Annotated in this window: 8 protein-coding genes; 3 read left to right on the top strand and 5 right to left on the bottom strand. The window is 60.0% G+C overall.

The features are described 5' to 3' along the window. Positions 1 to 149: 149 nt before the first annotated feature. The 3 genes from actP to acs all read right to left on the bottom strand — a co-directional run bounded on the left by actP (position 150) and on the right by acs (position 4,169). On the bottom strand, positions 150 to 1,811 hold the full coding sequence (gene actP, locus HMPREF3138_RS16685) for a cation/acetate symporter ActP (protein ID WP_038879352.1): 1,662 nt from the start codon (positions 1,809 to 1,811) through the stop codon (positions 150 to 152). Beyond that, the gene (locus HMPREF3138_RS16690) at positions 1,808 to 2,119 is read right to left on the bottom strand and encodes a DUF485 domain-containing protein (protein ID WP_004930047.1); all 312 of its coding nucleotides are present in this window, start codon (positions 2,117 to 2,119) and stop codon (positions 1,808 to 1,810) included. The genes actP and HMPREF3138_RS16690 overlap by 4 nt, the downstream gene beginning before the upstream one ends. A gap of 91 nt (positions 2,120 to 2,210) precedes the next feature. Continuing rightward, a complete protein-coding gene (gene acs / locus HMPREF3138_RS16695; protein WP_038879348.1) occupies positions 2,211 to 4,169 on the bottom strand; it encodes an acetate--CoA ligase in 1,959 nt (652 codons plus the stop codon). 901 nt (positions 4,170 to 5,070) lie between these two features. Between acs and gltP the strand changes: the two genes are divergently transcribed. Further along, positions 5,071 to 6,387, top strand: coding sequence for a glutamate/aspartate:proton symporter GltP (gene gltP / locus HMPREF3138_RS16700; protein WP_015376334.1), 1,317 nt, complete (start codon positions 5,071 to 5,073; stop codon positions 6,385 to 6,387). A gap of 276 nt (positions 6,388 to 6,663) precedes the next feature. Beyond that, complete coding sequence (locus HMPREF3138_RS16705) at positions 6,664 to 8,007, top strand: condensation domain-containing protein (RefSeq protein ID WP_038879345.1); 1,344 nt, start codon at positions 6,664 to 6,666, stop codon at positions 8,005 to 8,007. Between the two features lie 42 nt (positions 8,008 to 8,049). On the opposite strand, the gene HMPREF3138_RS16710 is transcribed toward HMPREF3138_RS16705, so the two are convergent. Beyond that, a complete protein-coding gene (locus HMPREF3138_RS16710; RefSeq protein ID WP_038879341.1) occupies positions 8,050 to 11,145 on the bottom strand; it encodes an amino acid adenylation domain-containing protein in 3,096 nt (1,031 codons plus the stop codon). A gap of 64 nt (positions 11,146 to 11,209) precedes the next feature. Further along, positions 11,210 to 12,820, bottom strand: a complete 1,611-nt coding sequence (locus HMPREF3138_RS16715) for a condensation domain-containing protein (protein ID WP_038879338.1) — start codon at positions 12,818 to 12,820, stop codon at positions 11,210 to 11,212. Between the two features lie 535 nt (positions 12,821 to 13,355). On the opposite strand from HMPREF3138_RS16715, the gene HMPREF3138_RS16720 reads away from it, so the two are divergent. After that, on the top strand, positions 13,356 to 15,449 hold the full coding sequence (locus HMPREF3138_RS16720) for a TonB-dependent receptor (RefSeq protein ID WP_038879335.1): 2,094 nt from the start codon (positions 13,356 to 13,358) through the stop codon (positions 15,447 to 15,449). Position 15,450: the final 1 nt, after the last annotated feature.

Below are 15,450 nucleotides of genomic sequence, written 5' to 3' on the forward strand. Positions count from 1 at the left end.
CTGACGTTCAGGGCTTTTTGCTATGCGTAAAACGTAAAAAAGCGCAGCTGCGCTGCTTTCCCCTGCTTCTCTCCGATAAACAGCCAGAGAAAAGGCCTCGAAGGGCCTTTGATTAGGGTGTGTTTGCTTTTTTTTCACTTATTATTCGGTTAATGCGAGCTGCCCTGAGAGATGCCCAGCCCGGTTTGCGAACGGACAAACTGAGCTCGGAAGCGTTCCCGCTCCTGCTGCCCGGCCAGCGAGCTATCGGTGATCGAGAACAGCCAGGTGCCGACAAAGGCCACGAACATCGAGAACAGCGCCGGATATTCATACGGGTAAATCGGCTTTTCATGGCCGAGGATCTGCACCCAGATCGTCGGGCCGAGGATCATCAGAATCACCGCCGTCAGTAGGCCCAGCCAGCCGCCAATCATTGCACCGCGAGTGGTCAAACGCGACCAGTACATCGACAGGATGATGATAGGGAAGTTACAGCTGGCGGCGATAGAGAACGCCAAACCGACCATAAAGGCGATGTTCTGCTTCTCGAACAAAATCCCCAGCGCGATAGCGACCAGGCCGAGCACCACGACGGTGATTTTGGAGACCTTCAGCTCATCGCGTTCGGTCGCCTTGCCGTTTTTCATCACGCTGGCGTACAGATCGTGGGAAACGGCCGATGCGCCGGCCAGCGTCAGGCCTGCAACGACCGCCAGAATGGTGGCGAAGGCCACCGCCGAGATAAAGCCGAGGAAGAAGTTGCCGCCAACGGCATTGGCCAGGTGCACCGCCGCCATGTTGGTGCCGCCCAGCAGCGCGCCGGTGGCGTCTTTGAACGCCGGATTGGCGCTGACCAGCAAGATGGCGCCGAAGCCGATAATAAAGGTCAGGATATAGAAGTAACCGATAAAACCGGTGGCGTAGAACACGCTCTTGCGCGCTTCTTTGGCGTCACTCACGGTAAAGAAGCGCATCAGGATGTGCGGCAAACCGGCGGTGCCGAACATCAGCGCCAGGCCGAGCGACAGCGCGGAAATCGGATCGGAGACCAAGCCGCCAGGGCTCATGATGGCGATGCCTTTCGGATGCACCTTCACCGCTTCGGCGAACAGGGTATTGAAGTCGAAGTTGACCGATTTCATCACCATCAGCGCCATAAAGCTGGCGCCGGCCAGCAGCAGCACCGCCTTGATAATTTGCACCCAGGTGGTGGCCAGCATGCCGCCGAACAGCACGTACAGCACCATCAGGATGCCGACCAGGATCACCGCTACGTGGTAGTTGAGCCCGAACAGCAGCTGGATCAGCTTGCCGGCACCGACCATCTGCGCGATCAGATACAGCGCCACCACCACCAACGAGCCGCAGGCCGACAGGGTACGGATCGGTTTCTGCTGCAGACGGTAAGAGGCGACATCGGCAAAGGTATAGCGGCCGAGGTTGCGCAAGCGCTCCGCGATCAGGAACAGAATGATCGGCCAGCCGATGAGGAAGCCGATGGAGTAGATCAGTCCGTCATAGCCCGAGGTGTAGACCAGTGCGGAGATACCGAGGAACGAGGCGGCGGACATGAAGTCACCGGCTATCGCCAGGCCGTTTTGCAGGCCAGTGATGCGCCCGCCTGCGGTATAGTAGTCCTGACGGGAACGGGTGCGTTTGGAGGCCCAATAGGTGATGTAGAGCGTGGCACCGACAAACAGGATAAACATCACGATCGCTTGGATGTTCAGCGGCTGACGATGCACTTCGCCGCCGATGGCGTCGGCATAGGCCAGATCGGGCAGCAACAGCAACGCGGCGGCGGAAAGGGCGGAGCATAGACGCTTCATTGTTTCACCTCACGCAAAATTTCTGCGGTGAGGCGATCGAACTCGCCGTTGGCGCGAAATACGTAGATCCCGGTCAAGACGAAAGAGATCACGATCAGCCCGACGCCGACCGGGATCCCGCGGGTGATGGTCGATCCGGCGGCGATCGGCGTACCGAGCCATTGCGGATCGAAGGCGATCAACAGAATAAAGCCGACGTACAGCGCCAGCGTAATCAGCGAAAGCAGCCAGGCGAACCGGCCGCGTTTTCTCACCAGCTCTTTAAAGCGCGGGTTTTCTTCAATCCCTTGATAAATGGTGTCATTCATCAGAGTGTCTCCAGTAGGTATTGATAGAGTACGCCGCGCCAGGGCCGCTCAACGGCGCGTTATCCGAATGAGCGGCCTGAAGCGGCGTAAATTATGACGGCACTTTCATTGATTGTTTTTCTTCCAACAGCTTGTCGACTACGGCCGGATCCGCCAGCGTGGAGGTATCCCCCAGGTTGCTGGTGTCGCCGGCGGCAATTTTGCGCAGGATACGCCGCATGATCTTGCCGGAGCGCGTTTTGGGCAGCGAATCTGTCCAGTGCAGCACGTCCGGCGTGGCGATCGGCCCTATCTCTTTACGCACCCAGTTGCGCACTTCGGTATAGAGTTCCGGCGTCGGTTCTTCGCCGTGATTCAGCGTGATGTAGGCGTAGATCGCCTGGCCTTTGATGTTGTGAGGAATGCCGACCACCGCCGCTTCGGCGATTTTCGGGTGCGATACCAGCGCGGACTCGATCTCGGCGGTGCCAAGACGGTGGCCGGAGACGTTCAGCACGTCGTCGACGCGGCCGGTGATCCAGTAGTAACCGTCCTCGTCGCGGCGGGCGCCGTCACCGCTGAAGTACATGCCTTTGAAGGTCGAGAAGTAGGTTTGCTCGAAGCGGTCATGATCGCCAAACAGGGTACGTGCCTGGCCCGGCCAGGAGTCGACGATCACCAGGTTGCCTTCGCATGCGCCTTCCTGCGGTGTGCCGACGTTATCGACCAGCGCCGGCTGTACGCCGAAGAAAGGCCGCGTGGCGGAACCGGCCTTCAGCTCGGTGGCGCCCGGCAGCGGGGTAATCATGAAGCCGCCGGTTTCGGTTTGCCACCAGGTATCGACGATCGGGCACTTTGCGTTGCCTATCTTGTTGTAATACCACTCCCAGGCTTCCGGGTTGATCGGCTCGCCGACCGAGCCCATGATGCGCAGCGAATCGCGTCGGGTGCCCTCGATCGCCTTGTCGCCTTCGGCCATCAGGGCGCGAATGGCGGTCGGCGCGGTATACAGAATGTTGACCTGGTGCTTGTCGATCACCTGCGATAGGCGATTGACGCCCGGATAGTTAGGCACGCCTTCGAACATCAGCGTGGTGGCGCCGCAGGCCAGCGGGCCGTACAACAGATAGCTGTGGCCGGTGACCCAGCCCACGTCGGCGGTGCACCAATAAATGTCGCCGTCGTGGTAGTCGAACACATACTTAAAGGTCATCGCAGCGTACACCAGGTAGCCGCCGGTGGTGTGCAGCACGCCTTTCGGTTTGCCGGTCGAGCCGGAGGTATACAGGATAAACAGCGGGTCCTCGGCGTTCACTTCTTCCGGCGGGCAGTCGGCGGAGACGCCCTGGGTCAGCTCATGCCACCACAGATCGCGCCCTTCCTGCCAGTAACCCGGTTTCCCGGTGCGTTGGAACACCACCACGTTAGCCACGCTGACCACGCCGGGGTTTTTCAGCGCATCATCGACGTTCTTTTTCAGCGGCACGGCGCGGCCGGCGCGCAGGCCTTCATCGGCGGTGATCACCAGCCTGGCGTTGGAGTCGATAATGCGTCCGGCGACCGCTTCCGGCGAGAAGCCGCCGAAGATCACCGAATGTACGGCGCCGATACGCGCGCAAGCCAGCATTGCGACCGCCGCTTCCGGCACCATTGGCATATAGATGGCCACCACGTCGCCTTTTTTCACGCCGAGCTTTTTCAGCACGTTAGCGAACTGGCAGACATCGTGGTGCAGCTGTTTGTAAGTCACCTTTTTGGATTGGGTCGGGTCATCGCCTTCCCAGATAATGGCGGTCTGGTCGCCGCGCTCAGTCAGATGGCGGTCCAGACAGTTGGCAGACAGGTTCAGCGTACCGTCTTCAAACCAACGAATGCTGACGTGGCCGGGATCGAACGACGTGTTTTTAACTTTGGTATAGGGTTTGATCCAGTCCAGGATTTTGCCATGCTCACCCCAGAAAGCCTCTGGGTCTTGAACCGACTGTTGATAATACTGTTGGTATTGTGCCGGATTAATCAGGGCGCGCTCTGCAATTGCAGAAGGAATAGCGTGTTTATGCAGTTGGCTCATAGCTTTTCTCCTTGAAGTTGTTAATGATATGTCAACTGAAGGTTAAGTATAGTTTGCTACGATTCTTTGTTTCTTTTTTGCGCGGCAGATCACGCAACAAAGATATTGATTTGTAATAGTTCTGTCGCATTTGCAGGACGTATCTATCTCTTTGGCGTTTAAATCATCGTAAACCCGCGTTTTTAGCCAAAAACACTTATCTAAAGAACAAAAAAGAATAAAAAAAGACGAGACTGTTTGCCTCGTGATTAATCGCGCCGGAAAGGCCTGCGTTATTTCGCGCTATAAATCTTTTTGGATTATTTTTCGTTATTAATATTCGAAGTTGGTATTAACGCGATATAACGATGGACGGCACACCGTGAAATAACGTTTTATTAACCTTTAATTTCCTGATGAAAGTTCGGGTGATACCCAGGGGTATTCATTCTGCGCCATCGTTCGATTTTTAAGCTAAATATAAAGCGGTGCTGCATTTATGGCCGAAAATGTCACTCGGTCAATTCTCATTCATTTGACTTTTGCGTAACAAAATATAAACATTTGATGCGGATTAAATATGCAGAATAGACGAAAAATAACGCATTTTAATGGCGTTCAAAAAAACGTCGTCGGCGCGGTTATGTGCTTCATTATATGAAAAATTATGTTTTTAATAACAAGCAATTATGCCGTTTGAAATAGTAACGCGAATTTTTTGTGATTCGATTCAGCGCTCAACCCTGACAAATCAAGGCTTGCAGAGCATGCCGCCCGGATGATACAGATTTATACTGCGTCGCACCCAGGGCAGGTGAACGCTTCCACTGAATTAACATAAGCCTGTAATAAATGATTAAGTATTCTTTTCTCCGTGTTGCGACTTTGTACGGCGAAAAGAGTCTTTGAGGACTTTTTGGGTATGAAAAGTGTAAAAATTAGCCTGGCTTGGCAAATCCTGATCGCGTTGGTACTGGGTATTATTGTTGGCGCGGTATTGCACAACCAGACAGAATCTCGTGAGTGGCTGGTCAGCAATATTCTCAGCCCGGCGGGTGATATCTTTATTCGCCTGATCAAGATGATTGTGGTACCGATCGTTATTTCCACGCTGATCGTCGGTATTGCCGGCGTGGGCGATGCGAAAAAGCTGGGCCGCATCGGATTGAAAACCATTATTTACTTCGAAGTGATCACCACCGTTGCCATCGTGGTGGGGTTGACGCTGGCCAACGTATTCCAACCTGGCCACGGCATCGATATGTCGACGCTGACCACGGTGGACATTTCGCAGTATGAGAAAACCACCGAACAGGTGCAAAGCGGTTCGCACAGTCTGGTGGCGACCATTCTGTCGCTGATCCCGTCGAACGTCTTCTCGTCGATGGCCAAGGGCGACATGCTGCCGATTATCTTCTTCTCGGTGCTGTTCGGTCTGGGGCTGTCGTCGTTGCCGAAAGAGACCAAAGAGCCGCTGCTGAAGGTGTTCAAGGCGGTGTCCGAGAGCATGTTCAAAGTCACCCACATGATCATGCGCTATGCGCCGATCGGGGTGTTTGGCCTGATTGCGGTCACGGTAGCCAACTTCGGTTTCGCCTCGCTGCTGCCGCTGGCCAAGCTGGTGGTGCTGGTGTACTTTGCCATCGCGTTCTTCGCCCTGGTGGTGCTGGGAGCGGTCGCCCGGCTGTGCAACCTGCGCATCTGGACGTTGATCCGTATCCTGAAAGACGAACTGATCCTGGCTTATTCCACCGCCAGCTCGGAAACGGTGCTGCCGCGCATCATCGAAAAGATGGAGGCTTACGGCGCGCCCAAGTCGATCACCAGCTTCGTGGTGCCGACCGGCTACTCTTTTAACCTGGATGGCTCGACGCTGTACCAGAGCATTGCCGCTATCTTTATCGCCCAGCTGTACGGCATCGAGCTGTCGTTGGGGCAGGAGATCGTGCTGGTGCTGACGCTGATGGTCACCTCGAAAGGGATCGCCGGCGTGCCGGGCGTCTCGTTCGTGGTGCTGCTGGCCACGCTGGGCAGCGTCGGCATTCCGTTGGAAGGCCTGGCGTTCATCGCCGGCGTGGACCGTATCCTGGATATGGCGCGCACCGCGCTGAACGTCGTGGGTAACGCGCTGGCGGTGTTGGTGATCGCCAAGTGGGAACACCAGTTCGATCGCAAGAAGGCGCTGGCCTACGAAACGGAGTTTCTGGCGCAGAAGGTGAAGCCGGCCAACCAGGCCTAATCACCGAGCATCGCCGACGTTAAAAACGCCCCGGGCAGCTGTGCCGGGGCGTTTTGTTTTTTAGCCGTCTTCTCTCAGCCACTTTCTTTTCTTCGTCCCCACTGCGCGACTTGCATCCCCGCTTAACAGAATCTAAAGTGTTACCAAATTAATAGAAATGATAATAGATGTTATTATCATTTTCATTTAATGATGTATGGAGACACACAAAAGCCGTTGAACGGCGGGGTTACGCCCGTTCGGCGTCTTTATTCGGGCTTATCAAAGGTAGGTAACATGTCGGACACCGCTTTGGCCTCTGAATGGTTGCCGCTGGCGCCAGCGCAGCTTGATTTCTGGGAAGAACACACCTTACACCCCGGGCAGGCCCTGTCCACCGTCGCACACTGCACCGAACTGTGCGGCGCGGTAGAGGAAGAGGCGCTCTGCCGGGCGATCGCCACCACCCTCGCCGAGACGCAGGCGTTTGCCCTGCGCTTTGGCGAACGGCATGGCGACGCTCCTCCGCCGTTACGGCACGATCCACAGCGTATACCGCCATTGCAACGCATCGATCTGCAAACGCACGGCGATCCCTGGCAGGCGGCGCAAAACCTGATGCGCGAAGATATCGCGCAGCGCCGGGCGCTGCACTGCGAGCCGTTAGCCGCCGCCTGGCTGATCAAGCTGGGGCCGGAGCGCTACCTCTGGTACGTACGTGCGCACCATATTCTGGTTGATGGTTTCGGTATGGCGCTAATTGAACACCGCTGCGCCGCGTTGTATGCACACTATCTGGGTGAAGGCAGCGCGGGTATGCCTCTGGGCGCCTTCGACGCCTTTCAACAGGCTGAGCTGGCCTACGCGGGTTCTGATCGATGCGAGCGCGATCGGCGCTTTTGGCAGAGCTATCTGCCGCCGTCGCAGGCGTTGCCGACGGTGCGCAAGGGCGGTGAGGCCTATGGCGTGCGGCGTCTGAGCACCCACCACCGGCTACCGGCGGCGGTATCGCAACGACTGGCGCAGCTGGCGGAGCGCAGCGGCATCAATTGGCCTGACTTGCTGGTGGCGCTGTCGGCGGCCTGGCTGTTTCAGGTGATGCCCCGCGACACCCGGCAGGGCGAGGCGTTGCCGATGTGGATGCCGGCGATGAATCGCCGCGGGCAGGCCGCCACCAACGTGCCTTCGTTGGCGGTCAACACGCTGCCGCTGCTGGTGTCACCGCCGCCAGCGGAGACGCTGGGGGGCTTTCTCACCGCTCTAACGCAGCAGCTGCGCGAGCTGCGCAGCCACGCCGGCTACCGCCTGCGCCAACTGGCCGCCGATCGCGGTGTGGATCCTGACTCGCGCTTCTTTATTTCCCCTTTCATCAACGTGCAACCCTTCGATGCGCCTCGTTTTGTCGGCTGTAGCGGCACCCGCCGCGTATTGGCCGGCGGCTCGGGCGACGGTTTTAACCTGACTTATCGCGGCCGCACCGACGCCCGCGATCTGCAGGTGGATATCGATATTTATCTGGAGCAGTTCCCGGCGGAGGATGCGCTGGACTATGGCGAGGCGCTGCAAGAGTTTCTGATGCGCGCGCTGCAGCGGGAAGCCTGGGAGCAACCGCTGGCGGCCCTGACGGCGTTGCCCGCCTGATAAAAAGCGGGCGGGGGATGTCCCCGCCCGAGTGGTGTGATTTCAGCTGGCCAGCAACGCCGCCACTTCGCGCGCGTTCTTGCACGGCAGGAGGGAACTGCTTACCAGACGGGTGCCGAAAGCGTCATTGAGGCGTTCCGCCACCTGTTTGATATGCGGCAGCTTCAGCCCCATGGCGATAAATGCCGTCTCTTCTCCCCATTCCGGGCGCGGTGCCACGCCGATCGCCTGCCAGTAAATGGTCAGGATCTCTGCGCTGCGCGCCAAAGGCGCGTTCGGCGGTGGGGCTGCACAGGCGTTCAGCGCCGGCGCGGTTTGCTGGTGGCCCAGGTCGGCACGGATGCGATGGCGGTCGGTTTTGCCGTTGGCGGACAGCGGCAGCGCCTCGGCATGGATAAAGCGTGTCGGAATATGGGTACAGGGCAGATAGCCGGTGGCGAAGGCGCGGATCTCGGACAGCGGCAGCGGTTTGCCGTCGCGGGTCAGATACAGGGCACCGAGCGCCGCCTCGTTGTTCTCTCCGCTGGGGTAATCCACCACCACCATGTCCTGGATCGCCGGATGGCGGCGCAGCACGTCTTCGATTTCCGGCAACGAGACGCGCACGCCGCGGATCTTCACATAGCCGTTCACCCGGGTGGCGAACATGATGTTGCCGTCCGCCCGGTAGTAGCCCTGATCGCCGGTGCGAAAAGCGCGCAGCGGTTGCCCATCCGGCCCTTCGAGGGTAACGAAATCGTGCTGCTTCAGCTCCCCCTGCTCCAGGTAGCCCAACGCCAGGTTGACCCCGGCGGTATGGATGCGGCCGACCACGCCGGCCGGGCAGTGGCTGCCGTCGTCATGGCAGATGAAGTAGCGGTTGGCCGGCAGCGGGCGGCCGTAAGGCACGGTGCCGTTCTCCTGCGGGGCGATCGGGTGCCAGATGCTCCAGATGGTGGTTTCGGTTGGCCCGCCGAGCGAGAACAGCGCGAGATCCGGGCGCAAGGTGCGCAGGGTTTGTACCGTCGCCGGTTTGATGTAGTCGCCGCCTTGCGCCACCAGGCGTAGCGAACGCAGGCTATCGGCCGTTTTGCAGGTGAGCAGCATCTCCAGAATCGCGGGCACCGAACACCACAGGGTGACCCGATGCTTTTCTACCAGCTGGTTCCAGCTGATGGCGTCCTTTTCCTGATGCGGCGCCGGTAGCACCAGCGTGGCGCCGGCGCACAGCGAACCGAACAGATCGAACATCGACATGTCATGGTGCGGCGGCGTGACAGAAATGAAGACGTCGTCGGCGGTGACCGCCCAGCGCTGCTGGGTCTGGTGGACGACGTTGGCGGTGGCGCGGTTGTTGAGCACCACGCATTTGGGCTTACCGGTGGTACCGGAGGTATACAGGTAGTAGCTCGCGGCCTGGCTGGCGCTGCGTTCAACCAGCGTTTGTTCATCCGGCAGCGCAGGCGCGCGATCCGTCGGCGCCAGCAGGGTCGCCGGCGTCACGCCAATGGGCGTCTCCAGATCGCCGCCGTGCACCACCAGCGTCGGTCGGCAGTTTTCCAGCAGGTAGGCAGTGCGTTCCGGCGGCGAGTTGATATCGACAGGTACCCAGATCACGCCCTGCAGGGCGCAGGCGAGGCTAAGGATGATCTGTTCCGGGCTGCGCGGCAGATACAGCGCGACCACGTTGCCCGGCTGCACGCCGCGATTCTGCAGATTGGCGATCGCCGTGGCGATCCGCTGGCCCAGCTCGCGGTAGGTCAGCGTCTGTTCGCCGCAGATCAGCGCGTTGCCGCCGCCTTGCGCGCCGAACAGCCGCTTGGCCAGCTGTGCCAGATAAGGATAAGGTGCGTAATTCGCTTCGCTGTCGTTGTGGCGGTAATGCGCCAGATCGATGAAGTCCCGCGGCGCGATCGCCAGATCGGCCCGTTGGCAGCTGTGCAGGATGCGTCGCTGCAATGCCGCCAGCATGGCTTCTACCTGTTCACCGTGCAGCGCCTGCTCGGCGTAGTCCACGCACAGCTGCAGGTTTTTTTCGCTGTCCAGCGTCAGGCGAATGTCGATGGCGACCTGCGGCGTTTGGGTCAGGCCGTCGTGGAAGCGCACCGGCGCCTCGGCCGGCAGCGTCTCCCAGCCCAGGCAGTTGGTCAGGATCACCGGCAGCGCCGGGCCGCCTTGGCTTTGGCCGAGCAACTGCCGCGCCAGATCGACGCCGGAAAACGTCAGGTGATCGAGCGCGCCGAGCACGTCGTCCTGCAGGGCTTGTGCGCGCTGGAGAAAATCTTCGCCGTGGCGCGAATAGCGTACCGCCACGAAGCTGGAGGCGTTGCCCAGTGCACCGTCGGCGGCGGGGAATGCCACCGGCACGCCGACGCACAGCTCGCCGTCGGTGGTCCAGTGGGCCAGCGTATCGAGGATCAGCGCCGACAGCAGGCTGTTGCGCAGCAGCGCGTGTGGCGATCCCAGGCGGCCGAGCTGTTTTATCGTATCGCGCGGCAGCGTCAGGGTGGCGCGGCGATAGCGCGACGAGGTGAGATTGGCGAGCGGGGCGCGCCACGGCAGTGCCGACGGGGTGGTGACATCCTGCAGTTTGTCGCGCCAGTAGGCGGCATCGGCCTGGCGCTGCGCCACCGACGCGGCGGGGGGCGGAAGCGCAGCGGCGGTCGGCGCCAGAGGGCGATCGTCAAACAGGCGTGCGATCACGGTGGAGATCCCCTGGCCGTCGAGGATCAACGCATCGAAGCTGGTGAGGATCAGCGTATCGTACGGCGATCCCGTCGGATCCTGCTGTTCGGCAAGTTGGATCACGGCGATGCGCCACAGCGGTTGGCTCGGATCGTGGCGCTGGTGGGAGTAACGCTCGCGCAGCTGTTCGACCTGGCGCTGCGCCGCTTCGCCATCAAGGGCGCGCAGATCGTGGCGATCCAGATGCAGCGTCACCTCCGGGCGTACGTGCTGCGTGCCGCGCTGCACATCGATGCAGGTGCGCAACGCCGGGTAATGCTGTACCAGCTCGGTCAGGCGCGCTTCAAGGCGCGGTACGTCCAGCTGCCGGGCGCGGTATTCGCGAAAGTCGTGCATCGCCACGCCGCCGAGCGGCCATCGATCGCTGCGGCCCAGAAGATAGGCCTGCTGCAGTGCGGTTAAAGCTGTCTCCATGGTACTTCCCTATAGTCGCTAACCGATTAAAACGAGCCGGGCGCCGCGCGCCCGGAAACCGATCTCAGTGCTGCGGCGCCAGCGCGGCGAGCAGCGTTTTCGCATGCCTTCCTACCTCGGGCGAGCGTTGGCAGATCAATGCCGCCAGCGCCGCAGGGGAGGAATGCGCCGCCAGATCCTGCGCCGTCAGCCCCGCCGCCAGATACTTGTTGAGCACCGTCAGCAGCGCGTTCACCCCGGCATCCGGCAAGGCTAACCGGCGGATGTCGTCGTGGTCACGCAAGCCGGCCTCGGGGGCCACCCGCGCCAGCAGCCGGTGCAGCACCTGGCGCACCGGCGCCTGCTGCGCCAGCGCGTCGGGCGTGCATTGCGCCAGCAGCTGCGACAGCGGGCGATCGAACGCCCCCGTTTGCCGTGCGGCCAGGTGCAGCAGCGCCCGGTAACAGGCCAGCAGGCGTGGCAGCACCTGCTCGGGGAACGCGTCGAGCCGCACGTCCCAGTTGATCAGAATGCCGTCGTCGACGTGGGCGACCTGCGCATCCAGCGCCACCTGCGGCCCCTGAGAGATGACCCAGCCGAGACGGCCGAAGGTGTCGGTGACCCGTTCGGAAAACAGCGTCTTGCCGCGGATGCCGAAACCGGCGGTAAACACCACCGGCGAAGGCTGCAGGCTGCCGTGCAGGCGCGACAGATCGCGCATCACGCTCACGCCGGGGTAATCCGCATGCTCGATCAGCTCCGCCAGCTGCGTCATCAGGCGCCGGCAGAAGGCGCTCAGGTTTTCCGTCGGGTTCAGCTCCACGCCGAGCAGCACCAGGTTAGAGAAATCGCCGATGAGGCGATGCGCGTCCTCCCGTTCGCTCTCGCGGTGGAACAGCGGCACGTTGAGCCGAAAGCGCGTCATGTTCCAACCCTGACCGACGGCCAGGGCGAACAGTGCGAGAAACAGCGTCGAGAGCGAGGTGTGGTGCCGTTTGGCGACGTTCTCCAGCGCGCGGCTTTCCTCTGCATTCAGCTGTATGGCCAGGCGATCGCTGCGGCAGCGGTCCGGCGTGCGCAGCAGGCGCGGCGCCGGTGGCACCTGCGCCAGGCGCTCACGCCACCAACGTTGACCGCGTTCGCGCCGCTGACGCAGCGCCTCGTCGGCGTCACGTTGTGCGAGGTGATCGAAGTAGGCCGGCGGCGCGTCATGGAAGGGCACCGGTGGGCACTGGTGATAAAACGCCGTCAGATCTTCCATCAACAGGCGAAAACTCATGGCATCGCCGGCGATCATATCGAGATCGACATGCAGGCGGCTGCGCCCTTCCGGCAACAGGCTCAGGCTGATATCGCAGGGCACGCCCTGTTCCAGCGGCAGCAGCTGGGTACTTTTTGCCTGGCGTTTGGCGGCGAGCGCGGCTGCCAGCGTCGCTGTATCGGCGTGCCGCCAGTCGTCGAGATGCAAGGCGTGCCGGGGGCCGGGAGGCGCGATCGTCTGGCGGCCATCATCGGTAATGCGCAGGCGCAACAGCGGATGACGCAGGTACAGCGCATCGACGGCCTGGCGCAGTCGGGCGAGATCCAGCTCGCCGCCGTCGAATTCCGCATACAGGTGGGCGGCCATGCCGCCGAGGGGAGGAGCGGACTGTCGGCCTACCCAATAGGCGGCCTGCATCGTGGTCAAAGCTTTCATCGGGTATCCATTTTGATTCAGCCAACGAGACTGCAAGAATATATCCAAATGTTAATAGGAATGAAAATTATTATTATTTGATCAATTTGGCGCGAGGGTGCTATCTATAAGGGGTTTTAGCGAGAGCTGACGGGGGTATCGTTGGGTGTGAATAATTTACCTATATTATTCTTAGTATTGTAATGATTGCTTGTTATTACAGCGCCTGTTTTACCTGCGAAAGTATAAGGTTTTCTGGCGGCTATCGCGGCCTGCCTTACACCTTTGTTGATAATGATTTGCATTAGAAAATGCAAAATATTATCATTCTTAACATTATTCTACGTTTTTATACAAGCTGCCGGCCGCTCCGCCGGCGGCTTGGCCGTGGACGGGGCCGCACCCGTCGGGCCGCGGAAGGCATGGGTTTGCCGCAGGGATAAGCAACACAAAGGTCGGGAAGGCCGGAGCGTCATGGTCTGTGTGAGTGTCGATGTAGGTTGTGTAAAAAAAAATCAAATTTTGTGCACCTCTGGGATGAAAGGAGAAGACATCTATGGGCAAGCATTTTGCGGCTCAACGGCATGAAAGCGTAGGAAACGGGGAAAAAGCGGGGTTGAAAGCCATTGGGGCGTTTTCCTCCGTATTTTTAGGGGTTTGTTCACTGGCGATCGGTAACGTCAATGCGGCGGAAACGAAGAGCAACGAAACCTACCAGGACGCGGAAACGCTGCTGGTCACCGGTGAGAAGATCAAACGTTCCATTTTTGACACCGGCTCTAGCGTCGAAGTGTTCGACAGCAACCGCATCGCCTCAATGCCTAATGCGACACAGGTTCCCGATTTGCTGCGCATGACCCCCAACGTGGTGGATGTCGGCATCGGCAACGATCTGCCAACCGTGCGTGGCGTTGACGGCTCCGGCCCGACCACCGGTGCTGGCGCTTTCCTCAGCGGCACCCGTCCGCGCCTCAATCTGTCGTTGGACGGCCGTTCGCTGACCTATAACGAACAAGCCTACGGACCGCAATCGCTGTGGGATCTGGATCGCGTTGAAGTGTTCCGCGGCCCACAAAGTTATATTCAGGGGCGCAACGCCATCGCCGGCGCCATCGTCATGGCCAGTAAAGATCCGACCTTCGAATGGGAAAGCGCCTTCAAGGGCGGGGCCGGCAATCAGCACTCTTCACAGTTGGCGGCCATGGCGTCCGGCCCGCTGGTGGAAGATCAGCTGGCGTTTCGCGTCAGCGTCGATCGCCAGCGCCGCCGCAGCGATGCTGACCTGCCGGCCTATGAGCCGGTGGGCGATCCGCGTGAAGTGGAGGCCACCACCGCTCGCGCCAAGCTGCTGTTCAATCCGGCCGGTTTGCGCGATCTGACCACCAAACTGACCTTTAACCACTTCGGCAGCTCCGCGCCGCAGAACGAAAGCCTCAACCCGCAACCGCATCCTGCGAGTGCGCGTCACGACATCCGCCGGCCGGTGTTCAAAAGCAATGTGAACAGCGGTATCTGGGATCTGGCCTGGGAGGCCTCCGATGGCCTGGCGTTGGAAAACCGCGTTATCTATACCGATTTCAACATTAACCGTGCCACGGCTTATAAGTTGCCGTACGCCGACATCGGCGGCAAAGAGGTGCACGTGGAGCCGGTGGTGCGCTTCGGCGGCGCGGACAGTCGCCTGCACGGGCTGGCGGGGCTGCGTTATTTTCACGCCAAGCAGGATGAGTTCGTCAATATCTTCGGCGGCGCGACGTTTAAAGATAAAACCGACACTAACTCGGCCTTCGCTGAGTTGACCTATGCGCTGACGCCGCAGGTGGACGTGACCGCCGCCAGCCGTTTGGAACGCGAACATCGCAAACGCAACGGTGGCAGCCAGGCGGTGCGCATCGACTTCGACGAAACCTACACCGTGTTCCTGCCGAAGTTGGACGTGGCCTGGAAACCGACGGACACTCAAACCTACGGCGCCAAGATCGCCCGCGGTTATAACGCCGGCGGCGCGGGCATTACTCTCAGCAGTCCGATCGTCAGTTACACCTACGGTTCCGAGTATGTCTGGAACTATGAGCTGTACACCCGTCATCACCTGAAAGACGCCAACGTGGTGCTGACCAGCAACGTGTTCTACAACGATTACAAAGACATGCAGCTGCCTTATTACTTGGGTGAAAACTCCAGCGTGATCCGTAACGCAGACAAGGTGGAAACCTACGGTGCGGAAATCGGCGCCACCTGGCAGCCGCGTTGGGACTTCGAGCTGTTCGGTAACGTTGGTCTGCTGAAAACCAAGATCAAAAAGTTCTCGGGCAGCGGCGTGGAAGGGCATGAATTGGGACGCGCGCCGGCTTACACCGCCAACATGGGCGCCAAATATCAGTTCCTGAAAGGGTGGGAAGTGAGCACTAACGTGGCGTTCTCGGACTCCTATTACTCGGCGTATGACAACGATTCGCGCGGGCGTATAGGTTCCTACTGGTCGGCTAACGCCCAACTGGCCTACACCTTCGCCTATGGGCGCGCCACGCTGTTTGCGCAAAACCTGTTCGACTCCGAGCGCCGCATTATGGTTGGTGGCAACGACATCTACACCGCGACGCAGCAGCGCCCGCGCATGGTCGGCGCAGCAGTTGAGCTGAATTTCTAAC

The organism is Serratia sp. HMSC15F11 (genome assembly GCF_001808215.1).
Classification (GTDB): domain Bacteria; phylum Pseudomonadota; class Gammaproteobacteria; order Enterobacterales; family Enterobacteriaceae; genus Serratia; species Serratia nevei.